Below are 20,721 nucleotides of genomic sequence, written 5' to 3' on the forward strand. Positions count from 1 at the left end.
ACTACCAGTCTTCCTTGACCGCCATCACCGCGTCGCGCCCCGCGGCCAGGCGGCCTGCCAGCCAGGCGGTCAGCGAGCCTACCGCCACCACGGCCAGGGCCAACGCGCCCAGGCGCGGCCAGGGAACGGCCAGGTCCATGGTCCAGTGAAAGCTCTGCGGGTTCACCACATGTACCAGCACCGTCGCCACGGCCAGGCCCAGCAGCGTGCCGGCCACCGCGCCCACGGCCGTCCAGGCCGCGCCCTCGCCGGCGACCACCGCCAGGATCTGCCGCCGCGTGAGCCCCAGGTGGGCCAGCAGCCCGAACTCCTTGCGCCGCGCCAGCACCTGCGCGCTGAAGCTGGCCGCCACGCCGAACAGCCCGATGCCGATGGCCACCGCCTGCAGCCAGTAGGTGACGGCGAAGCTGCGGTCGAAGATCGCAAGCGACCGTGCGCGGATCGCATCGGCCGAGGTGAATTCCAGTGCATCCGCCGCCGAGGCGCCCAGACTCTCGCGGGCCTGCTCCAGCACCTCGCTGCGCAGCGCGCCGGCCTCGCGGCCCGGCATGGGCCACAGCGCCAGGTCGCTGGCGCGCGCGTCACCCGTCAGGCGCGCGAAGTCCTGCAGGTCCAGCGCGATAGCGCCGTGCTGGCGCACATAGTCGCGCCACACACCAGCTACGAAAAATATAGCTGCCGGCGCTTTTCCAGACTGCGCTGGAGGCCTGAAAACCTCTGAAAGCCGCGGCCAGTCCGCGCCTGGGCGGGCGCCGTACAGGTCCACCACCGCCTCGCTCACATACACGCCGACGCGCCCTGGCGGCACGGGGCGCGCAGGGTCCACCAGTGGCAGAGCGCGGGCCGGGTCGCTCTCCAGCGGCCGGGCCAGCAGCGCGACGGGGGCGCGGTCGGGTGCCAGTTGCAGGCTGCTGGTGCGCAGCGCCTGCACGCGCGCCACGGCGGGCAGGCGCGCCACGGCATGGACGAAATCCGGGGGGAATACCGCGGCCTCGTCGCCGCTGGCGCCGCCGGCCGCGCGCAGGTACAGCGGCGCGGGCAGCACGCTGTCCAGCCACTGGCTGACCGAGCCGCGAAAGCTGCCCACCATCACCGTCAGCGCCACGGCCAGGCTCAGCGCCGCCACCACGCCGCCCACGGCCACGGCGGCGCTGGCGCGCATGCGGCGGGCGCGCTCCAGCGCCAGCAGGGCCAGGGCATGGCCCGCCGCCAGCGGCTGCAGCCGCGCCAGCAGCGCCTGCACCAGCCAGGGCAGCAGGGCAATGCCGCCGATCAGCAGCAGGCCCACCGCCACGTAGGCCGCCAGCGGTATGCCAAGAATTGGCGGAAGCTTTGCCAGTAAAGCGCTAGCAGCTATCAAAACAAGACCGATCCAGGCGCGCGCGCCGCGCCCGGCCTGCGCACCCAGGCCCTTGAGGGTCTGCGCCGGCGGCAGGTGCTGTGCATGGCGCGCGGGCCACCAGCCGCCGATCAGCGCGGCCGCTACGCCCAGCAGGCCGTAGAGGAGCGCCGCCGGTGTACTCCACTGCAGCGCAGGTTGTGCGCCGGTGAAGTAGCCGCCGCCCAGGTCGCCACCCAGCAGGGTGAGCGCCAGCGCCGCCAGCGCCGTGCCCAGGGCGATGCCGGCCACGCTGCCGATGAGGCCCAGCGCGCAGGATTCCAGCAGCACCAGCGCCTGGCGCTCGCGCGGCGTGGTGCCCAGCACGGCCAGCAGCGCGAACTGCGGCGCGCGCTGCGCCACGCTGAGCGCCAGCACCGAATACACCAGGAAGCCTCCGGTGAACAGCGCCACCAGCGCCAGCACCGTGAGGTTGACGCGGTACGCGCGCGAGAGGCTGTCCACCCGCTGTACATCGTCCTGCGGCGCGGCGAACTGCACGCCCGCCGGCCAGCCGGGCAGGGCGGCCAGCGCCTGCTGCACGCTGGCGGGCGTGCTGCCGGGCTGCAGTCGCAGGTCGATGCGGGTGAGTTGCCCCGCGCGGCCGAACAGATCCTGCGCGGCGCCGATGTCCATCACCGCCAGGGGCGCGCCGCCCGCGGCCACCGTGCCCGCCACGCGCACGGGGTGCGCCGCCAGGCCTGCCTGCAGTGTGATGGCCGGGGTGTGCGCGTCGATGGCGCCCAGGCCCAGCGCCTGTTGCGCCGCCGGGTTGAGGAACACGCTGGCGGGCGCCAGCATGGCCAGGCGGTCGGCGCCGTCGTAGGCACGCGGCGCCAGGGCCGGCGCCATGGCGGGCAGCAGCAGCGCATCGGCGCCCAGCACGCGCAGCGCCACGGGTGTCTGGCCGCGGGTCGCGGACGCCCGTACCGGCACTTCCAGCCACGGGCTGGCCAGGCGCACCTGCGGCTGGCGGGCAACCTCGCCATAGAGCGATTCGGGCAGCGCGCCGCGTGTGGCGCGCAGTTCCAGGTCGGGCTGGCCGTTCACCGCGCGCACGGCCTGGGCGAATTCGTCCAGCGCCGACGCATTGATCACATGCACTGCGAACCCCAGCGCCACGCCCAGCATGACGGCGGCCACGGCGGCTGCGCTGCGCCAGGGGTGGTGGCGCAGCGCACGCCAGGAGAAGGTGCGCAGCAGGGCGGTCAGCATGCCGCGATTGTGCGGGCCGCGGCGCGTGGAGTTGCGCTGCATCAAATTCAAACGTGCGGGGGTTCTTGAACCGTGGCGCGACAGCGCCTATATAGCCTGAAGACGGCGGGGCCGACCCGCCGGACGGATGGCCCGTGCGGGCCGCTTCACCTTGTTCTCGAAAGAAGGAGTTTCATCATGAATTCACTGGTCACCCGTGGCAGCTTGTTTGACGATTTCTTCAAGGACTTTGCGCCGGGCTTCTATGTCCGCCCGTTGCACGGCGATGGGCTGCCCACGCCGTCGCAGATCAAGATCGATGTGAAGGAGGATGACGCCGCCTACACCGTGCATGCCGAGGTGCCCGGCGTGCCCAAGGAGGACATCCATATCTCCATCGATGGCAACGTGGTCAGCCTGCGCGCCGAGGTGCGCCAGCACGACGAGAAGAAAGAAGGCGAGAAGGTGCTGCGCAGCGAGCGCTACTTTGGTGCCGTGGCTCGCAGCTTCCAATTGCCTGTGGATGTGGATGCGACCCAGGCCAAGGCCAAATACGACAACGGCGTGCTCACGCTCACCTTGCCCAAGAAGCAGGGCAACAAGACGCAGCGCCTGATGATCGACTAAGCAGTTCCTGCCGGGCGGATGCCCTGTGCCGTGAGGCGCAGCGCCCGGTCCGCCCGCGCCGCGGCGGCCTGCGAATGGGTCACCAGCACCAATGCGGCGCCGTGCTCGCGGGTCTGGGCGATGAGCAGATCCATGACCAGCGCCGCCGTGGTGGGGTCCAGGTTGCCCGTCGGCTCATCGGCCAGCAGCAGAGCGGGGCGGTGCACCAGCGCGCGGGCAATGGCCACGCGCTGCAGCTGTCCCCCGCTGAGTTCCTGCGGCAGCCGCTCGCCCAGGCCTTCCAGGCCCACGGCGGCCAGCATGTGCTGCACGCGCTGCGCATCTGGGCGGTTGAGCAACATCAGCGGCAGGCCCACGTTCTGCGCCACGTCCAGATGCGGCAACACATGGAAGGCCTGGAACACGAACCCCACGTGGGCGCGACGCCACAGAGCGCGCTGCGTGTCGTCCAACTGCCCCAGATCTACGCCCTCGTGCAGCACCTGACCGGCATCCCAATGGTCCAGTCCCGCCAGGCAGTTGAGCAGCGTGGACTTGCCCACGCCCGAGTCGCCAACGATGGCGACGAACTCTCCGCGCTGCACCTGCAGATCCACGCCCTCGAACACCGCCTGCCCGCCGTAGCGCTTGGCAAGGCCGCGCACCTGCAGCAGGGACGTGGGTTGGGCGCTCATGCGCCGCCACCCCACACGCGCGCGCGCACGGCCTGCACCAGTTGCGCAGTGGCGTCGGGCGCGTCGCAGGCGATCGAATGGCGCTGGGGCATGCTGCGCAGCCAGGTGATCTGGCGCTTGGCCAACTGGCGCGTGGCGGCAATGCCGCGCTCGGGCAGGCTGGCCATGGGATGCAGGCCGTCCAGCGATTCCCAGGCCTGGCGGTAGCCCACGCAGCGCATGCTGGGCAGCTCGGCGTGCAGGTCGCCGCGCGCACGCAGGCGCAGGACTTCGTCCAGAAAGCCGGCGGCCAGCATGGCGTGAAAGCGCTCGGCAATGCGCCCATGCAGCCAAGCGCGGTCGTGTGGTTCCAAGGAAAAAAGGCTTGCAGCGCTCATCGGGCGGCCGCTGGCTGCTACGGTTTTGGTCGTGTGAAAGCTCGACAGCGGCCGGCCCGAGACATGCCACACCTCCAGTGCGCGCTGGATGCGCTGGCTGTCGCCGGGTGCCAGGCGCGCGGCGGTTGGCGGGTCCACGCGCGCCAGTTCGGCATGCATGCCGCTCCAGCCGATGGCGGCGGCCTGGGCCTCCAGGCGCGCGCGCACGGCGGCGTCGGCGGGCGGCATGTCGTCGATGCCGTCAAACAGCGCCTTGAAGTACAGCATGGTGCCGCCCACCAGCAGCGGTAGCGCGCCGCGCGCGCGGATCTCGCCGATCAGGCGCGTGGCGTCCTGCACGAACTCGGCCGCGCTGTAGGCCTGCAGCGGGTCGCGGATGTCGATCAGGTGGTGCGGCACGCGCGCCTGCTCGGCGGGCGTGGGCTTGGCGGTGCCGATGTCCATGCCGCGGTACACCAGGGCCGAGTCCACGCTGATGATCTCCACCGGCAGCCGGGGGGCAAGTGCGTCGGCAATCGCAAAGGCTGCAGCCGTTTTGCCCGAGGCTGTGGGCCCGGCCAGTGCGAGCGCGGGAATGTGGTCAGCGGGCATGGGCAACCTCCTGCGGGGCATGGCGCTGCACCAGCGTCCAGGCAATGGCGGCCAGCAGCAGCGACCACAGGGCCACGCCTTGCACCAGCGGCCACACGCTGCCGTCCAGCGCCCCGCCCAGCCACTGGCCGATGGCGAAGCCCGCCAGCATCATCATGAAACCATTGAGCGCCGAGGCCATGCCCGCCGCCTGCGGGAACGGTCCCACCGCGCCCGACTGCCCGCAGGGCTGGTGGATGCCGTGGCCCACCATGTAGAGGTAGAACGGCGGCAGCAGCGCGGCCACGCTATGCCAGCCCAGCGCGGCGGCGAGCAACATCAGCAGGCCGCCGCTGGCCGACAGCGCGCCGGCGATGGCGACCGTGCGCTTGAGGCCCTGGCGCGCCAGCAGCCGCCGACACAGCAGCGTGCCCAGCAGGTACGCCACGGCCGTGGACAGCAGCGCCAGCCCGTACTGCGTGCGCGAAATGCCCAGCACGTCGAGATAGACAAAGGACGAAGCAGCCAGGAAGGTGAACAGCCCGCCATAGCTGGCCGTGGTGAGCAGCGAGAACGCCCAGAACGCGGGCGTGCGCAATACCTGCGCCGCGGTGCCTGCCAGCATGGCGGGGCGCAGGGCGTGCGGGTTGCGCTGGTGCAGCGTCTCGGGCATGCGCAGCGCCACCAGCGCCAACGTGCCCATGGCGTAGCCGGTGAGCGCCAGCAGTGCCGCGCGCCAGTTGAACCATTCGGTCAGCAACCCGCCCAGCGGCGCGCACAGGCAGGCCACGAGCCCCAAGCCGGTCAGCGCCTTGGACATGGCGCGTGCGCCCGCCAGCGGCGTGTACAGGTCGCGCACGATGGCGCGCGCGCACATCACCACGGCACCCATGGCCACGCCCTGGGCCGTGCGCCAGGCAATGAGCACCGCCATGGACGGCGCCAGCGCCGCACCCACCGCCGCCAGCGTGTACAGCGCCAGCCCGGTGAGCAGCACCGGCCGGCGGCCGAATCGGTCGGACAGTGGCCCCCATGCCAGTTGCGAGCAGCCAAAGGCCAGCAGCAGCGCGGACAGCGTGAGTTGGCCTGCGGCCACGGGTGCGTTCAGGCTGCGCGTGAGCGCGGGCAGGGCGGGCAGGTACAGATCGGTGGTGACGGGCTGGATGCTCAGCAGCAGGGCCAGCACCAGGATGGCCAGGCCGGGAGGCACAGGCACGGGTACCGCAGGCGCCTGCTGCGGGCCGATGGCGGCGGACGGGACGGACATGATGCGCGCGAGGGTAGCAGAGTCGATGGCGCGAAAGACCCAAGGCCCCGCACCCCCGCCGGGGCTTGGATCGGTGCGCAGGGCAGGCCCAACGCATTTGGATGAAAATGGCCTGTACCGCCCTATGGACAAGCGCGAGCAGCTATGAAAAACATAGTCCACTGCGCGCATTCAGCTTCGAGCAACGCCGTGACCTCCACCACCCGCATTCCCTTGCTTATCCTCAACGGCATGACGCCGCAGCACCTGGACCAGATCGGCCAGCGTTTTGACGTCTGCTATGCCCCCACGCCCGACGCGCGCGCCCAGGCCATCGCACAGCAGGGCGCGCGCTTCAGGGCGGTGCTGACCATCGGCGCCGTCGGTCTCACGGCGCAGGAGATCGCCGCCATGCCCGCGCTGGAGCTGGTGTGTGCCCTCGGCGCGGGCTACGAGAACGTGGCGCTGGACGCCGCCCGCGCGCGCGGCATTGCGTTGGCCAACGGCGCGGGCACCAACGACGACTGCGTGGCCGACCATGCGTTCGGGCTGCTGATTGCCATCGTGCGCGGCATGCGCACCCTGGACCAGCAGTGCCGCGCCGGCGTGTGGCGCGACGCGATCGGCCTGCCGCCCAATGTCTCGCGCAAGCGGCTGGGCATCTTCGGGCTGGGCACCATCGGCCACAAGATCGCGCGCCGCGCCGCAGGCTTTGACATGGAGATCGGCTACCACAACCGCAGCCCGCGCGCGGAGGTGCCGCACCGCTACTTCCCCAGCCTGCAGGAGCTGGCCGCCTGGTGCGACGTGCTGGTGTGCGCCACGCCGGGCGGGGCGTCCACGCGCCACCGCGTCAATGCCGAGGTGCTGCAGGCGCTGGGCCCGCAGGGCTACCTGGTGAACATCGCGCGCGGCAGCGTGGTGGACACGCAGGCCCTGGCGGCTGCGCTGCGCGAGCGCCGCATTGCCGGCGCGGGGCTGGATGTGTACGAGAGCGAGCCCGCGCCGCCGCAGGAGCTGGTGGGCCTGGACAACGTGCTGCTCACCCCGCACGTGGCCGGCTGGTCGCCCGAGGCCGTGCAGGCCAGCGTGGACCGCTTCCTGGCCAACGCCGAGGGCCACTTTGCGGGCCGCGGCGTGGTCTCGCCGATCTGACCGCGGACTACAGCGCCGCGCGCAGGCGCTCGGCATAACCGGCCAGCACGGCGGCTGGCGGCTCCTGGCGTGGCCAGGTGAAGGTGATGCCGTCGTCCTCGTGGCGCGGCACCACGTGCAGGTGCACATGCGCCACGGTCTGCCCGCCCAGCGCGCCATTGGCCTGCAGCAGCGTGAGCCCCGGCGGGTCGAAGGCGGTGCGCACCGCCAGCGCGACGCGGCGCGCGGTCTGCATCAGCGCCGCGGCCTCTTCGGGGGTCGTGTCGAGCAAGGTGGCCGCATGCCGTTTGGTCGCGACGAGGACATGGCCCGGCGTGACCTGGCCGATGTCCATGAAGGCGATCGTGAGCGCGTCCTCATAGACCTTGGCACTGGGGATCTCGCCGGCCACCAGCCGGCAGAAGATGCATTGGCCGGGCGGCGAGGTGTCAACGAACATGGGCACGGGCGGTCTCTCCTGTAGGTTGGAATATCCAGGTTGGCCGCGGATGGGGATGCGGCGACCCTGTCGCGCTGGAGTGTAAGGACCTAGGGCCTGTTCACACTATTTTTGCCAGATGCGTTGCGATCAAAAAGGGCCAGGCGCAAGGCGCCAAACGAAGCTGGGGTGCTACCCCAGCGAGGCTTGGCAACGCCGCGAATGGCCCTTTTTGATCGCAACCCGGAGGGAACGGAGTGAAAACCGCGCCATTCGTCGTTGCCCTCCTAGCCAAGGCCCCGGCCTTGGCGTCGTCACGCGCCTAGATTGGCGCGGTTTTCACGCCATTCGCACTGGCAAAAATAGTGTGAACAGGCCCTAGTGCGCGCCGGCCTGGGCCCGCGGCGCGGCGCGCGCCGCATCGATGGTCGTCAAAGGCGATTGCAGTCAGACCAGCCCGCCTGGGCCGGCGTCGCGCCAGGCGATGCCCGCGTGCGACTGCTTGGCATCGCGCTTGGCCAGCGCCGCGAGGTTGGCCACCTCTTCGGCATGCTCCATGCTGCCCGGCGACACGCGCACCGCGCCGATCGACAGCGTGGTGCAGCGAAAGAAACGGTTCACGCCATGCCGGTCCTCGGCCCAGATGCCGCCTTCTTGGCGCGCGGATTCATCGAACAGGGCGATGGCCTCGCGCGCGAACGAGTCCACGATGCGCTGGCAGCGCGCCAGCCAGTCGCTGCTCTGGAACAGCAGCATGAAGTCGTCACCACCCACATGGCCCACGAAGTCGGCCCGCGGGTCGCAGTGCGTCAGCGCCAGCCGCGCCACCAGGCGGATCATCTGGTCGCCGCGCCAGTAGCCGTAGTGGTCGTTGAAGGGCTTGAAGTGGTTCAGGTCGGCGTAGCAGGCGACGAAGGCCGCGCGGTGGTCCAGCAGGCGCTGCATGTGCAGGCTGATGGGGATGTTGCCGGGCAGGAAGGTGAGGGGGTTGGCGTGGCGCGCGGCCTCGATGCGCGCTTCGGTCACGCCGCGCACCAGTTGCTCGCCGGTGCCCAGGCCCGCGTAGCGCCCGTTGTCGGTGACGATGAAACCGTCGTTGAGGTAGCGCTGGTCCTGCGAGGTGAGGATGCCCACCAGATGCTCCACGTCGCAGTCCATCTCCACCACGCGCGGCGACGTACTGGCGAACGCCATGCAGGGCTTGCGGCCGTGCACCTCGCGAAAGTACAGCGTGGCGTAGTGGTTCATGAACTCTTGGCGGTTGATGAGCGCCACGGGGCGTTCGCCCTCCAGCACCGCAATGGCGTGCAGATCGCCATGCGTGCGAAACAGCTCGGCCACCGCGTCGTTGCTGGTGCAGGGCGTGACGGTGGGCGCCTGCGCCATGAGCAGGTTGCGCAGGATGCCCGGGCGCATGGGCTGGCCGCCGTGCGGCAGCACGGCCACGCGGCGGTCCCGCAGCACGGCCAGCGCGGGCGGCTCGATCGCCAGGCGAGCGGTACGCGCGGGCCGGCCCAGCAGGTAGCCCTGGCCGTAGGAAATATCGAGGTCGCGCAGCGCGCGCAGCTCGTCGCTGGTCTCGATGCCTTCGGCCACCAGCGTGGTGCCGAACACTTCGGCAATGCCGCGGATCGCCTGCAGCATCTGCAGCTTCTCGGGGTGCTGGCCGATGTCGCGCGTGAAGTACTTGTCGATCTTCACGAAGTCGGGGCGCACCTCCGACCACAGGCGCAGGCTGGAATGGCCGTCGCCGAAGTCGTCCAGCGCCAGGCGCATGCCACTGGCGTGCACCTGGCGCAGTGCGTCGCGCAGCGGCACCAGGTCGTGCACGCGCTCGTGCTCGGTGATCTCCAGCACCACCATGTGCGGCGACACGCCCAGCCGGCGCACCACGTGGGCCAGAGGCTCCGCGCCGCACAGCCCGACGCCCCAGACCAGCGCGTCGGCGCTGATGTTCACGAACAGCCGGCCCGGCGTGGCCTGCTGGCCCCATTGGGTGAGTGCCTGCGCGACGCACAGCAGTTCGAAGTCGTGCAGCAGGTCTTCGGCGCGTGCCTGGGCCAGCAAGGCGTCGGGCGACTGCAGCGCCGAGTTTTCCGGGCCGCGAATCAGCGCCTCGTGTGAATAGATGTTCCCCTCGCGCAGGTCGGCCAGGGGCTGGAATACGCAGTGCAGCCCACCCGCGCGCAGCAGCCGCGCCAGCGGCCCTTCGCCCCGCCGCACCCTGGGTGACAGCGAAGGCAGCAGTGCGCGCAGAGACAGCCGCGGAGCATCAGGCATCGGTAGCAATTGGTAACTGTTAAAAGGGGAGCGTAGGCCTTCCGGGTGACAGGCCCGTGACGCGCATGCGCCTGGCAAGGGCGATGGACAGTATTGAATTGATAGCTGCCGGCGCTCTTTTCGTGAGCGCCAGGGCCACTTTTCATTGGTATTTGCAGGCGAAAAAAAAGCACGCGGCGCCATGCGCCGCGTGCCGTGCAGTGGCCGACAGGGCCGGCTTCGTCAGAACCGGTGGCGGATACCCACGCCGAAGCTGTTGCCCGTGGACTGGTTGGTGATCTTGTCGTTCATGTACATCGCGTACACGTCCGTGCGCTTGGACAGGTTGTAGTCATAGCCCAGCGTGAAGGTCTTGCGGTCCAGGTCCGAGTCCGTCAGCTCGGTCTTGACCCAGGAAGCCAACAGGCTGCCGCCGCCCAGCGGGGCCGATGCGCCGACCTGCATCGTCTTGGCCTTGCCGGGGCTGTTGTCGGCCTTGGTCTGGCCGTAGCTCAGGTACGGCTTCACGACGTTGAAATCGTAGGCTGCGGCCAGCATCCAGTCCTTCTTGGTCGTGCCCAGGTAGGTGCCCTGGCCGGGGTTGCTGATCTGGTCGCGCTCGTATTAGCCAGTCAGCGTCAGCGGGCCGCCGAAGTAGAAGAAATTAGCGCCGACGTTCTTCTTGCCGTTATCGCCCGGCAGTTCGCCGAACTGGTACTGCAGGTTGGCCTTGAAGCCGCCGATGTCGGGCGTGCTGTAGGCGATCTGGTTGCTCCAGCCTGTGTCGGATGGGGTCGTGGCCTGCCAGCCGGAGGCGTTGAACAGCGGCACGTTCTTGTGCAGGATCAGCGGCGAGAACGTGAACGAGTCGCCCAGCGGGTTGCCCACCACGGACGGCAGGAAGTTGGGTGCCATCCAGCGGCCCAGCAGCACGGAGCCAAAACTGCCCGACAGGCTCACGTTGGCGTCGCGCGAGAAAAACGTATCGCCCGGAAAGCGGCCCTGCGTGCCGGCATCCACCTGGATGAACGAGGTGAGCTGGAAGTTGGCCTTCAAGCCGCCGCCCAGGTCTTCGGAGCCGGTGAAGCCGAACCACGAGGTAGTCATGCCACCGCTATTGACCACCGAGCGGCGGTCGGCGTCGCCGGCCATCTTCATGGAGCCGACGTAGACGTCGGTCAGACCCGAAAGCGTGACGGAGGTTTGGGCGTGCGCCGTGGCCGCGCACAGCGTGGCGGCGGCAAGGGCGATCAAATGGCGGTACATGGGTTCTCCTCTGTAGGGCGGGGATGCGCGGCTGGCGCAGGGGTTGTTATGACGGTTTCGTGTCAGGCAGCGATTGTGGTCAAGCAAACATCATGCCGCCAGCCTTTTTCGTGTTTTTGCAACACTGCGAACGCAAGTTGTTGCGCCCGGACCCGCCGGAACGGCGCGTGAGGCGGCCCGGCACGCCGGCGGTTGCACGTTCACTTTTGATTTCGCTCAAAGCAGGACGGGCGGTGCGCCGGCACAGTGGCGGTCATGTTCCCCCTACCGTCCTCCGACCAGTCCGCACAGATCGAGGTGGCCACCGCGGGCGAGGTGCTGCGTGAGCGCCACCAACAACCTGCGTCCGTGCTCTACCTTGACAGTGGCCGCGTGCTGCTGGGCGTGCGCGAGGACGGCGTGATGCGCCACCAGCTTGGTGTGGTCGAAGGGCCGTTCTGGCTCGACGCCGCCACCGCGCTGCTGGAGCAGCCCTGCGCCGTGGACATGGTGGCGGACACCCGCGTGCAGTTGCGCCGGCTACCGCTGGAGGACTTCAAGCGCACCTTTGATGAGTTGCCCGTGGGCGCACAGGCGCTGCTGCGCGACATGGCCACCGGTTACTGCCAACAGACGGAACTGGCCGTGAGCCGCCTGGCCCAGGACGCAGAAGCCCGCTGCGCCCAGTGGCTGCTGCGCCATGCGCAAAACAGTGAAGACGGCGGCTTGCGCGTTACGCTGCACCAGCGCAAGCGCCTGATTGCGGCGCAGTTGGGCATTGCGCCCGAGACGCTCTCGCGTGTGCTGCGCCATCTGCGCGAGCACGGCCTGATCGCTGGCACGGGCAACGTGCTGAGCCTGCCGCAGCCCCGCGCGCTGCAGATGGTGGCCGGCGCCTGAGCACACGCTGGGCACTCCGCCCGATGGGGCCGCTGCGGCGGCCCTTTTGCATCCAGTTGTTACCACTCTCTACCTGAAGGCCTGAGGCGTCAGGGTTTTTCCCGCGCCGTCCCAGGGTTCCACCCAGTCTGGAGCTGGGGGTGCCTGCGTATATTGGTTCGAGCCTCTGGTGAGGCAGTCCCCCTACGACCATGGTTCGCGCCTTCCTCGATCCTCTCGTTTCGGGCGCTTCGAACGCGGAGCGCCCATGACACCGCCCGAGCATGTTGCCGCGTGGGAAGACGTGGCGCCCGAGCGGGAGCCTGAAGGCTTCGCATGGCTGCCCGGTCCGCTGGTGGGCAAGCTGCTGGCGGTGGCGGCGCTGGCCATCGTGCTCTGCGCAATGCTCACCGTGTGGGTGCTGTCGCGCGCCGCGGGCCAGGAGGTCATGCAGCGCCTGGTCAGCCAGCAGAACGACGAGGTGGAACTGGTGGCGCGGTTGCTGGCCAGCAAGATCGAGCAGAGCCAGAAGGTGCTTGCCACCGTGGCCGAGGGCATTACCCCCGAGCTGTTGGAGTCCCCCGCGTCGCTGGAATGGCTGCTGCAGCAGGGCCTGCCGGCCGTGCGCTTCTTCGACGCCATCCAGGTTGCGCGCAAGGACGGCAACCTCGCCATCAACCTGCGCTATGGCAAGCTGGAAAAGGCCTCGGGTCTGGACCCGGGCGAGCGCGATTACCTCGTGCGCACGCTGCTGGACGGCAAGCCGCTGGTGTCGGGCCTCATCGGCGCCACGCCGGCCGAGGCGCGCGTGATGTTCACCATGCCGCTGCTGCGGGGGGAGGGGCGCGTCATCGGGGCCGTGGCGGGCGTGCTGCGGCTGCAATCGCAGGGACTGCTGCCGCATTCCCTGGCGCTGCCTGCGCGCAGCGACTCGCAGCTGGTGGTGTTCACGCGCGACGGGGTGATCCTGGCGCACCCCAATATGGAGCGCGTGCTGGGCCAGGTGGCCGATGAGCCCGGCCTGGGCGAGGCCTATGCGCGCTGGCGCCGTGCGGACGATGCACCGCTGGCCGGGCGCGCACAAACCACCGTGCAGGCGGACCATGTGGTGAGCTTGGCCAGCGTGCCCATGCCGCAATGGGTGGTGGCCCGGGTGAGCGCTTCGCAGGCCGTGCTGGCGCCAATGCAGGGCGTCCAGCGCCGGGCCTGGGCGCTCGCGGCCGCGGCCGCGGCGCTGGTGGCCCTGTTGGCGCTGGGCGCCATGCTGTGGATCGCGCGCCCGCTGATCCTGCTGCGCCAGCGTGCCCGAGCGCTGATGGACGCGGAGGCCGCTGGTGCGCCGGCGGGCGGGTCCGCCGGGCATGACGGCCCATGGCCGCACAGCCCTGGCGAGGTGGACGATGTGGTGCGCGTCTGCACCCGGCTGCTGGAACACCGGCGGCTGCAACAGCGCGGGTCGGAAGCGTCGGCGCGCCAGCTGCGTGCGGTGCTGGCGCACGTGCCGCTGGGCATCGTCGTCAGCCGCGACGAGCAGGTGGAGGTCGTGAGCCAGCAGGCCGGCCGCATGCTGGGCTATGCGCCGGCGCAGCTCCAGGGGCGCCGGCTGACGGATCTGCTGGCCTCGCCGCCCGGCGCAGTGGATGTGGCCCAGCAGGTGCGTGCGCGGTTTGCGGCCCACGGCAGCTTCGATGGCGAACTGCCGCTGCTGCGCAAGGACGGCAGCACGCTGTGGGTGCGCGCGCAGGGGCAACTGGTGGAGCCCGGCGTGCCGGCCAGCGGCCTGGTGTGGACGCTGGAGGACTTCACTGCGGAGCGTGCAGCGCGCCAGCAGCAGTCCTGGGAGCGCGCCCACGACCCCTTGACCCAACTGCTCAACCGCGCGGAGTTTGAGTTGCGCCTGCAGATGCTGCTGGACGCGCGTGCTGCGCGGGGCCCGCGGGGTGTGCCGGAGGAAGACGGCGGGGTGCTGCTGTTCATGGACCTGGACCATTTCACCGTGGTCAACGACGTTGCCGGCCATGATGCGGGCGATGACGTACTGCACCATCTGGCACGTCTGCTCGAATCGGAAGTGCGGCACAACGGCTGGGCTGCGCGCGTGGGCGGCGATGAGTTCGCCATCGTGCTGCCCGGCAGCTCCTTGGCGCGCGGGCAGGCCGTGGCCGAGCAGTTGCGCGCCGCCGTGCAGGCGTGGGAGCCCGCATATGGCGGGCGCAGCTTCACCCTGGGCCTGAGCGTGGGGCTGGTCCCGCTGGCGCCCGGTGCGCACGGTGTGGCGGCGCTGCTCTACGCCGCCGACATGGCCTGCTACCAGGCCAAGCGCGCCGGGCGCAACCGCATCGCCGTAGGCAGCGTGCAGGTACCGGCCTGAACGGCTCGGCTGGCATGGCCGCACACGGCGGCGGGTTACTCCAGCCGCCCGATCGCGCGCAGCACGTTTTCTGCCGTGGCGGGCGCGCTCAGTTGCACGGGCGCGCGCGCATCGGCGCCGCCGTCCCCCCGGGCCGCAGCGACTGCATTGCGCAGTGCTTCGTACACGCTGATGGCCAGCATGAACGGGGGCTCGCCCACGGCCTTGCTGCCGCCCACGTTGTCCTCGCGGTTGGGCTGGTGCCACAGCTGCACGCGCAGGTGCTCGGGCACGTCGCCCGTGGCGGGGATCTTGTAGGTGCTGGGGGCGTGCGTGGCCAGGCGTCCTTCGTCGTTCCACACCAACTCCTCGGTGGTAAGCCATCCCATGCCCTGCACGAAACCGCCCTCGATCTGGCCGAGGTCGATGGCCGGGTTGATGCTGTGGCCCACGTCGTGCAGGATGTCCACGGCCAGCACGCGGCTCTCGCCGGTGTGGGTGTCGATGGCCACCTCGGTGCAGGCGGCGCCATAGGCGAAGTAGTAGAAGGGCCGGCCGGTGAGCGTGGTCTTGTCGTAGTGGATCTTGGGCGTGCGGTAAAAGCCGTCGCTCCACAGCTGGATGCGGTTGGCGTAGGCCTCCTTCACCACGTCCTCCCAGCGCCGCGTGCGCTTGGGGGATATGACCTGTCCACCCGCGAAGCGGATGGCGCCCGCGCCGCAGCCGTCCAGCCCGCAGACGAACGCCGCCAGGTTGTCGCGCACATGGCGGGCCGCGAACTGCGCGGCGCGGCCGTTCAGGTCGGTGCCGCTGCTGGCAGCGGTGGCGCTGGCGTTGGGCACCTTGCCGGTGTCGCTGGCAGTGACCAGCACACGGGAGAGGGGCACGCCCAGCTCATCGGCCACGATCTGCGCCACCTTGGTGTGCAGGCCCTGGCCCATCTCGGTGCCACCGTGGTTCACCTGCACGCTGCCGTCGGTGTACACATGCACCAGCGCCCCGGCCTGGTTGAACAGCGTGGCCGTGAAGCTGATGCCGAACTTCACCGGCGTCAGGCCCAAGCCGCGCTTGAGCACGGGGTTCGCGGCGTTCCATGCCGAAACGGCCTCCTGCCGTTGCCTGTAGAGCGCGGACTGCTCCAATTGCGGTAGCAAATCGTGCAGGATGTTGTCCTCCACGGTCATCAGGTAGTGGGTCACGTTGCGCTCATGCAGCCCGTAGAGGTTGGCCAGGCGCACGTCCAGCGCGTCCCGGCCCAGGGCGCGGGCGATGTCGCCCAGAATGGTTTCGATGGCGATCACCCCCTGCGGCCCGCCAAAGCCGCGGAACGCGGTATGGCTCTGGGTGTGCGTCTTGCAGCGGTACGAGGCGATCTCCACATGCTCCAGGAAGTACGCGTTGTCGCAGTGGAACACCGCGCGGTCGGCTACGGGGCCCGACAGATCGGCGCTGAAGCCGCAGTTGGCGGCCATCATCAGTTTGAGGCCGGTGATGCGCCCGGCGTCGTCAAAGCCCACATCCCATTCGTAGGCGAAGGGGTGGCGCTTGCCGGTGACCATGAAGTCGTCGTCGCGGTCCAGGCGCAGCTTGACGGGCCGGCCGAACTTGTGCGCCGCCAGCGCCGCCCACACGGCCAGGTGGCCGGCCTGCGTTTCCTTGCCGCCAAAGCCGCCGCCCATGCGCCGGCACTCCACGCGCACCGCGTGGCTGTCGATGCCCAGCGCATGCGCCACCCAGTGCTGCACCTCGCCGGGGTGCTGGGTGCTGGAGTGGATCAGCCACTGCCCCTGTTCCTGCGGCAGGGCATAGGCGATCTGACCCTCCAGATAGAAATGCTCCTGCCCGCCGACTTCCAGACGCCCCTGCAGGCGGTGCGGCGCCTGCGCCAGCGCCTGGGCCGCGTCGCCCCGGCGCACGTGCACGGGCGGTAGAACATAGCTCTCGGCGGCCAAGGCGTCCCGTACGGTGAGGATGGCGGGCAGGGCGGTGATGCTCAGCTTCACCTGCCGCGCCGCGCGCCGCGCCTGCATCACCGAATCGGCCACCACCAGGCCGATCACCTGGCCGATGTGTTGCACCGTAGCCTGCGCGAACACCGGCTCATCATGGGCGAACGCCGCCAGTACCGGATCGCCCGGAATGTCCTGTGCCAGCACCACGCCGTGCACGCCCGCGAGCTGCAGCGCGGCTTGCGTGTCCACGCTTTCCAGCCGCCCGTGCGCCACGGTGCTGAGGATGGGGGCGGCGTAGAGCGTGCCCTTTACCTCGGGCAGGTCGTCGATGTAGTGGGCGCTGCCCGCCACCTGTGCGCGTGCGCTCTCGTGCGCGTGGGGCTGGCCCATGGCGGGCTGGCCCATGGCGGGCTGGCCCATCGCGGGTTGGGTCATGGCCGGTGGGTTGCCAGCGGCCGCGCGGCCAGCGGTCGTGCGCGCAGTGGGAGCGTGGTCGTCATCGCGCTTCATGGCGTGGCCTCCAGCGTCAGGGGTTGCAGGCGCTCCAGCGCTGGGGTTTCCGCACCGCCGCGGGTCTCGCGCCAAAAGCGGCGCACCAGCGCGCCTAGCACTTCACGGCGATAGGCGCCGCTCGCGCGCATGTCGCTGATGGGGTTGAATTCGGCCTGCAGCACGGCGGCGGCGCGCTCCGCCGTGGCGGCGGTCCAGGGCTGGCCGGTCAGCGCAGCCTCGGTCTGGCGGGCGCGTGCCGGGGTGGCGGCCACGCCGCCCGCGCCGATGCGCGCCTGGGTGATGGTCTGCCCTTCGATGCGCAGCTGGATGGCCAGGCACACGGCAGAGATGTCGTCGTCGAAGCGCTTGGAGACTTTGTAGGCCGCCAGCCGCTGGTCCGCCAGCCCCTGGTCCGGCGTGGGCAGAGGTAGGTGGATGAAGGTGAGCAGCTCGTCTGCTGCCAACTGGTTCTGCCGGTAGCCGGTGTAGAAATCCTCCAGGGGCATGCGCCGGCTGCCGCGCGTGCTGGCCAGCTCCACCTGCGCCCCCAGCGCGATCAGCAGCGGCATCGAGTCGCCAATGGGCGAGCCGTTGGCCACGTTGCCCCCCAGCGTGCCGCTGTTGCGCACCGGCAGACCCGCAAAGCGCGCGGCAAAGCGGTGCAGTTGCGGCCAGCGGGCCTGCAGCGCAGAGAAGGCATCGGTGAGCGATACGGCCGCGCCCAGCGTGAGCTGGCCGTCGTGCTCGACCACGCCGGTCAGTTCCGCGGCGCGCGTCACGTCCAACAGGCGCGGGAAGCGGCGGTGCTGCTTGGTGATCCACAGGCCCAGGTCGGTGGCGCCGGCCACCAGTTGCGCGTCGGGGTGGGCGGCGCGCGCGGCCAGCAGATCAGGGAGCGTGGCCGGCGAGATATAAGAGAAATCGGCCTCTAGCGCTTGCGGGGCAAGCGCGAGTAGCTCCAATTGCTGTAGCAATGCGGTTTCGTCCACCTGCACGCGCGGCAGTTGCTGCATCTGCTGTGCGGCATCCAGGATGGGGCGGTAGCCCGTGCAGCGGCACAGGTTGCCCGACAGTGCCTCGGCCGCCTGCGCGCGCGTGATGCCTCGGTTCTGGCAGACCTCGTTCTGGTACAGGCCGAACAGGCTCATGGCAAAACCCGGCGTGCAAAACCCGCATTGCGAGCCGTGGCATTGGACCAGCGCCTCCTGCACGGGGTGCAGTGCGCTGCCCTTTGGGCCGGACGCGGGCCGGATCAGCGGGTCGTGCGCCAGGTCCTCCACCGTCCACAGCGCCATGCCGTCGATGGAATGGGCCAGGCGGATGCAGCTGTTGACGGCCTGGTAGTGCATGCGGCCCTGGCGCGCCTCGCCCAGCACCACGGTGCAGGCGCCGCAGTCGCCTTCGCCGCAGCCCTCCTTGGTGCCGGTGGCGCCCAGGTCCTCGCGCAGAATCTCCAGCAGGGTGCGGTCGGGCGCGATGCCGTGCAACTGCACGGTGCGGCCGCGGCGGACGAAGCGTATGGGGCGGGGCGTTGTCATGTACCCAAGGGTATGCCGCAGGCGCCGGCTTGACCATAGGGCGGTACACACAACCCCGCCGGCGTGGTTGGTGGCCGACGGTTTGCTATAAAAAAAGTAGCTGCTGGCGCCCGGTGGGTCGGCGCTGCATGCTGTTTTGATTCCAGGCAGCCGTCCAAAAAACTAGGAGACAATCGCAGGATGAATCCCTCACCCCCTTCTGCCCCCGCCACCGGCGCGCCGCGGCTGCAGCTGACGGGCATCACCAAGCGATACCCGGCCGTGGTGGCCAACGATGGCGTATCGCTCACGGTGCAGCCCAGCGAGGTGCATGCGGTGCTGGGCGAGAACGGCGCCGGCAAGTCCACGCTGATGAAGATCATCTACGGCGCCGTGAAGCCCGACGAGGGCCAGATGCTGTTCGACGGCCGCCCGGTGCAGGTGCGCAATCCGCAGGAGGCGCGCCAGCTGGGCATTGCCATGGTGTTCCAGCATTTCAGCCTGTTCGACACCCTGACCGTGGCCGAGAACGTCTGGCTGGGCCAGGACAAGAGCGTGCCGCTGGCCGAGGTGGAGCGCCGCATCCGCGCCACGGCCTCCGAGTACGGCCTGGGTATCGACCCGCTGCGGCCCGTGCACACCCTGAGCGTGGGCGAGATGCAGCGCGTGGAGATCATCCGCGCGCTGCTCACGCAGCCCAAGCTACTGATCTTGGACGAGCCCACCTCGGTGCTCACGCCGCAGGCGGTGGACAAGCTCTTCGTGGTACTCAAGCAATTGGCCAGCGAGGGATGCAGCATTCTCTACATCAGCCACAAGCTGCATGAAATCCGCGCGCTGTGCACGGCCTGCACGGTGATGCTCGGCGGGGTGGTCACAGGCGTGTGCGATCCTTCGCAGGAGTCCAACGCGTCGCTGTCGCGCATGATGATCGGCGCCGAGCCGCCGGCCCTGGCGCACCGTGAGGTGACCACGGGCGAGGTGATGCTGCGCGCCAGTTCCTTGAGCCTGCCGGCGGCCGACCCCTTCGGCGTGCCGCTCATCGACATCGACCTGGAGGTGCGCGCGGGCGAGGTGGTGGGCATTGCCGGCATCTCGGGCAATGGGCAGAAAGAGTTGCTCTACGCCCTGTCGGGCGAGGACCAGCGCGCCGCGCCCGCCATGGTGCAGGTGGCGGGGCCGCAGGGGCTGGTGCCCGTCGGCCGCATGAACCCGCGCCAGCGCCGCGCGCTGGGCCTGCACTTCGTGCCCGAAGAGCGCCTGGGCCGCGGCGCCGTGCCCAGCATGGGGCTGGCGCACAACCTGCTGCTGACCCGCACCGATGCGGTGGGCGCTTTCGGCTGGCTGCGCATGGGGCAACTGCAGGCGCAGGCGCGCGCCATCATCGCGCGCTTTCAGGTCAAGGCGGGCGGGCCGAATGCGGCGGCCAAGTCGCTGTCGGGCGGCAACCTGCAGAAATTCATCGTGGGGCGCGAGATCGACGCCGGCCCGCGTCTGCTCATCGTCTCGCAGCCCACCTGGGGCGTGGACGTGGGCGCTGCCGCGCAGATCCGCGGCGAGATATTGAAGCTGCGCGACCAGGGCTGTGGCGTGCTGGTGCTCAGCGAGGAGTTGGACGAATTGTTTGAAATCTGTGACCGGCTGCACGTGCTGGCCAAGGGGCATCTGTCGCCGTCCGTGCCACGCGCCGAGGCGACGGTGGAGCGCATCGGCGAATGGATGAGCGGCCTGTGGCACGCCGAGGTGCAGGCGCACCTGCGCGAGACCAGCGCACCCGAGGAGGCCGGCCATGCTCAAGCTTGAGGCGCGCCCCGAGGCGTCGCGCCTGTTCGTTTTTGGCTCTCCGCTGCTTGCGCTGGCGATCACGGTGCTGATCGGCGTGCTGCTGTTTGCGGCCCTGGGCAAGGACCCGGTGCGCGGGCTGCAGGTGTTCTTCTGGGAGCCGATCAAGTCGCCCTATGCGTTGGGCGAATTGGCCGTGAAAGCCACCCCGTTGCTGCTCATCGCGCTAGGACTGGCGGTGTGTTTTCGCTCCAATGTCTGGAACATTGGCGCGGAGGGGCAGTTCGTGATCGGCGCCGTGGCTGCGGGCGGCGTGGCTCGACGAACTTCGCGACAAATTCGTCCGCGATCTTCTCGTCGACCACCAGGCGTTCGGTGGACATGCAGATCTGGCCTTGGAACAGGAAACTGCCAAACACCGCTGCCTTGACCGCCGCGTCGATGTCCGCGTCGTCCAGAACGATCAGCGGGGACTTGCCACCCAACTCCAGCAAGCAGCGCTTGAGATGTTGGGCCGCTTTCTGGGCGATGATGCGCCCCACGCGAGTGGAGCCCGTAAAGTTGATGCGACGAATCTCTTTAGGGAAATCCTGCAAAACCCCGAAC

13 protein-coding genes and 3 pseudogenes are annotated in these 20,721 nt (G+C 69.8%); 6 read left to right on the forward strand and 10 right to left on the reverse strand.

The window, feature by feature from the left end; genetic code table 11:
• Position 1: 1 nt before the first annotated feature.
• Positions 2–2,635: an ABC transporter permease gene (locus I3K84_RS20080; protein WP_196995241.1), complete on the reverse strand. Its 2,634-nt coding sequence runs from the start codon at positions 2,633–2,635 to the stop codon at positions 2–4.
• Between the two features lie 135 nt (positions 2,636–2,770).
• Here I3K84_RS20080 and I3K84_RS20085 point away from each other — a divergent pair, with 135 nt between their 5' ends.
• Entirely contained in the window at positions 2,771–3,199 is a 429-nt protein-coding gene (locus tag I3K84_RS20085; protein ID WP_196995242.1) for an Hsp20/alpha crystallin family protein, read from the forward strand.
• On the opposite strand, the gene I3K84_RS20090 is transcribed toward I3K84_RS20085, so the two are convergent.
• The 3 genes from I3K84_RS20090 to I3K84_RS20100 are packed head-to-tail and all read right to left on the reverse strand — an operon-like array spanning position 3,196 to position 6,087.
• A complete protein-coding gene (locus tag I3K84_RS20090; protein ID WP_196995243.1) occupies positions 3,196–3,873 on the reverse strand; it encodes an ABC transporter ATP-binding protein in 678 nt (225 codons plus the stop codon). The two genes, I3K84_RS20085 and I3K84_RS20090, sit on opposite strands and share 4 nt — an antisense overlap.
• Entirely contained in the window at positions 3,870–4,841 is a 972-nt protein-coding gene (gene miaA, locus I3K84_RS20095; protein ID WP_196995244.1) for a tRNA (adenosine(37)-N6)-dimethylallyltransferase MiaA, read from the reverse strand. Before miaA ends, I3K84_RS20090 begins: the two co-directional genes overlap by 4 nt.
• Positions 4,831–6,087, reverse strand: a complete 1,257-nt coding sequence (locus I3K84_RS20100; RefSeq protein ID WP_172207733.1) for a multidrug effflux MFS transporter — start codon at positions 6,085–6,087, stop codon at positions 4,831–4,833. Before I3K84_RS20100 ends, miaA begins: the two co-directional genes overlap by 11 nt.
• 144 nt (positions 6,088–6,231) lie before the next feature.
• On the opposite strand from I3K84_RS20100, the gene I3K84_RS20105 reads away from it, so the two are divergent.
• Positions 6,232–7,221 (forward strand): 2-hydroxyacid dehydrogenase, encoded by a 990-nt coding sequence (locus I3K84_RS20105; RefSeq protein WP_196995245.1) that lies wholly within the window; start codon positions 6,232–6,234, stop codon positions 7,219–7,221.
• Positions 7,222–7,228: 7 nt separating this feature from the next.
• Here I3K84_RS20105 and I3K84_RS20110 read toward each other — a convergent pair whose 3' ends face one another.
• The 3 genes and pseudogenes from I3K84_RS20110 to I3K84_RS20120 all read right to left on the reverse strand — a co-directional run bounded on the left by I3K84_RS20110 (position 7,229) and on the right by I3K84_RS20120 (position 11,164).
• Positions 7,229–7,666, reverse strand: a complete 438-nt coding sequence (locus tag I3K84_RS20110; protein WP_015913835.1) for an HIT family protein — start codon at positions 7,664–7,666, stop codon at positions 7,229–7,231.
• 420 nt (positions 7,667–8,086) lie between these two features.
• Positions 8,087–9,919: a phosphodiesterase gene (locus I3K84_RS20115; RefSeq protein WP_196995246.1), complete on the reverse strand. Its 1,833-nt coding sequence runs from the start codon at positions 9,917–9,919 to the stop codon at positions 8,087–8,089.
• A gap of 222 nt (positions 9,920–10,141) precedes the next feature.
• Positions 10,142–11,164 (reverse strand): annotated as a pseudogene (locus I3K84_RS20120) (porin).
• Between the two features lie 255 nt (positions 11,165–11,419).
• Here I3K84_RS20120 and I3K84_RS20125 point away from each other — a divergent pair.
• Together I3K84_RS20125 and I3K84_RS20130 are read left to right on the forward strand one after the other, a co-directional pair.
• Entirely contained in the window at positions 11,420–12,043 is a 624-nt protein-coding gene (locus I3K84_RS20125; RefSeq protein WP_047351073.1) for a Crp/Fnr family transcriptional regulator, read from the forward strand.
• 247 nt (positions 12,044–12,290) lie between these two features.
• Positions 12,291–14,393, forward strand: a complete 2,103-nt coding sequence (locus I3K84_RS20130) for a diguanylate cyclase (RefSeq protein ID WP_196995247.1) — start codon at positions 12,291–12,293, stop codon at positions 14,391–14,393.
• A gap of 35 nt (positions 14,394–14,428) precedes the next feature.
• Here I3K84_RS20130 and xdhB read toward each other — a convergent pair whose 3' ends face one another.
• A complete protein-coding gene (gene xdhB / locus I3K84_RS20135) occupies positions 14,429–16,834 on the reverse strand; it encodes a xanthine dehydrogenase molybdopterin binding subunit (protein WP_196995248.1) in 2,406 nt (801 codons plus the stop codon).
• The gene (gene xdhA, locus I3K84_RS20140) at positions 16,831–18,354 is read right to left on the reverse strand and encodes a xanthine dehydrogenase small subunit (RefSeq protein ID WP_103739155.1); all 1,524 of its coding nucleotides are present in this window, start codon (positions 18,352–18,354) and stop codon (positions 16,831–16,833) included. Before xdhA ends, xdhB begins: the two co-directional genes overlap by 4 nt.
• 180 nt (positions 18,355–18,534) lie before the next feature.
• Between xdhA and I3K84_RS20145 the strand changes: the two genes are divergently transcribed.
• Positions 18,535–20,136, forward strand: a complete 1,602-nt coding sequence (locus I3K84_RS20145) for an ABC transporter ATP-binding protein (protein ID WP_196995249.1) — start codon at positions 18,535–18,537, stop codon at positions 20,134–20,136.
• Positions 20,123–20,461 (forward strand): annotated as a pseudogene (locus I3K84_RS20150) (ABC transporter permease); the annotation flags it as partial. The gene I3K84_RS20145 and the pseudogene I3K84_RS20150, both read left to right, overlap by 14 nt.
• On the opposite strand, the pseudogene I3K84_RS20155 reads toward I3K84_RS20150, so the two are convergent.
• Positions 20,433–20,696: pseudogene (locus I3K84_RS20155) on the reverse strand (aldehyde dehydrogenase family protein); the annotation flags it as partial. The pseudogenes I3K84_RS20150 and I3K84_RS20155 overlap by 29 nt on opposite strands.
• Between the last annotated feature and the right edge of the window lie 25 nt (positions 20,697–20,721).

Source organism: Diaphorobacter sp. JS3051 (assembly GCF_015832135.1).
Lineage (GTDB): Bacteria > Pseudomonadota > Gammaproteobacteria > Burkholderiales > Burkholderiaceae_C > Diaphorobacter > Diaphorobacter nitroreducens.

Coding starts and splice junctions, on each gene's coding strand:
- I3K84_RS20115 (WP_196995246.1), bottom strand. CDS start 9,919: ATGCCTGATGCTCCGCGGCTGTCTCTGCGCGCACTGCTGCCTTCGCTG.
- xdhB (WP_196995248.1), bottom strand. CDS start 16,834: ATGAAGCGCGATGACGACCACGCTCCCACTGCGCGCACGACCGCTGGC.
- miaA (WP_196995244.1), bottom strand. CDS start 4,841: ATGCCCGCTGACCACATTCCCGCGCTCGCACTGGCCGGGCCCACAGCC.
- I3K84_RS20090 (WP_196995243.1), bottom strand. CDS start 3,873: ATGAGCGCCCAACCCACGTCCCTGCTGCAGGTGCGCGGCCTTGCCAAG.
- I3K84_RS20080 (WP_196995241.1), bottom strand. CDS start 2,635: ATGCAGCGCAACTCCACGCGCCGCGGCCCGCACAATCGCGGCATGCTG.
- I3K84_RS20130 (WP_196995247.1), top strand. CDS start 12,291: ATGACACCGCCCGAGCATGTTGCCGCGTGGGAAGACGTGGCGCCCGAG.
- I3K84_RS20085 (WP_196995242.1), top strand. CDS start 2,771: ATGAATTCACTGGTCACCCGTGGCAGCTTGTTTGACGATTTCTTCAAG.
- I3K84_RS20145 (WP_196995249.1), top strand. CDS start 18,535: ATGAATCCCTCACCCCCTTCTGCCCCCGCCACCGGCGCGCCGCGGCTG.
- I3K84_RS20125 (WP_047351073.1), top strand. CDS start 11,420: ATGTTCCCCCTACCGTCCTCCGACCAGTCCGCACAGATCGAGGTGGCC.
- xdhA (WP_103739155.1), bottom strand. CDS start 18,354: ATGACAACGCCCCGCCCCATACGCTTCGTCCGCCGCGGCCGCACCGTG.
- I3K84_RS20100 (WP_172207733.1), bottom strand. CDS start 6,087: ATGTCCGTCCCGTCCGCCGCCATCGGCCCGCAGCAGGCGCCTGCGGTA.
- I3K84_RS20105 (WP_196995245.1), top strand. CDS start 6,232: ATGAAAAACATAGTCCACTGCGCGCATTCAGCTTCGAGCAACGCCGTG.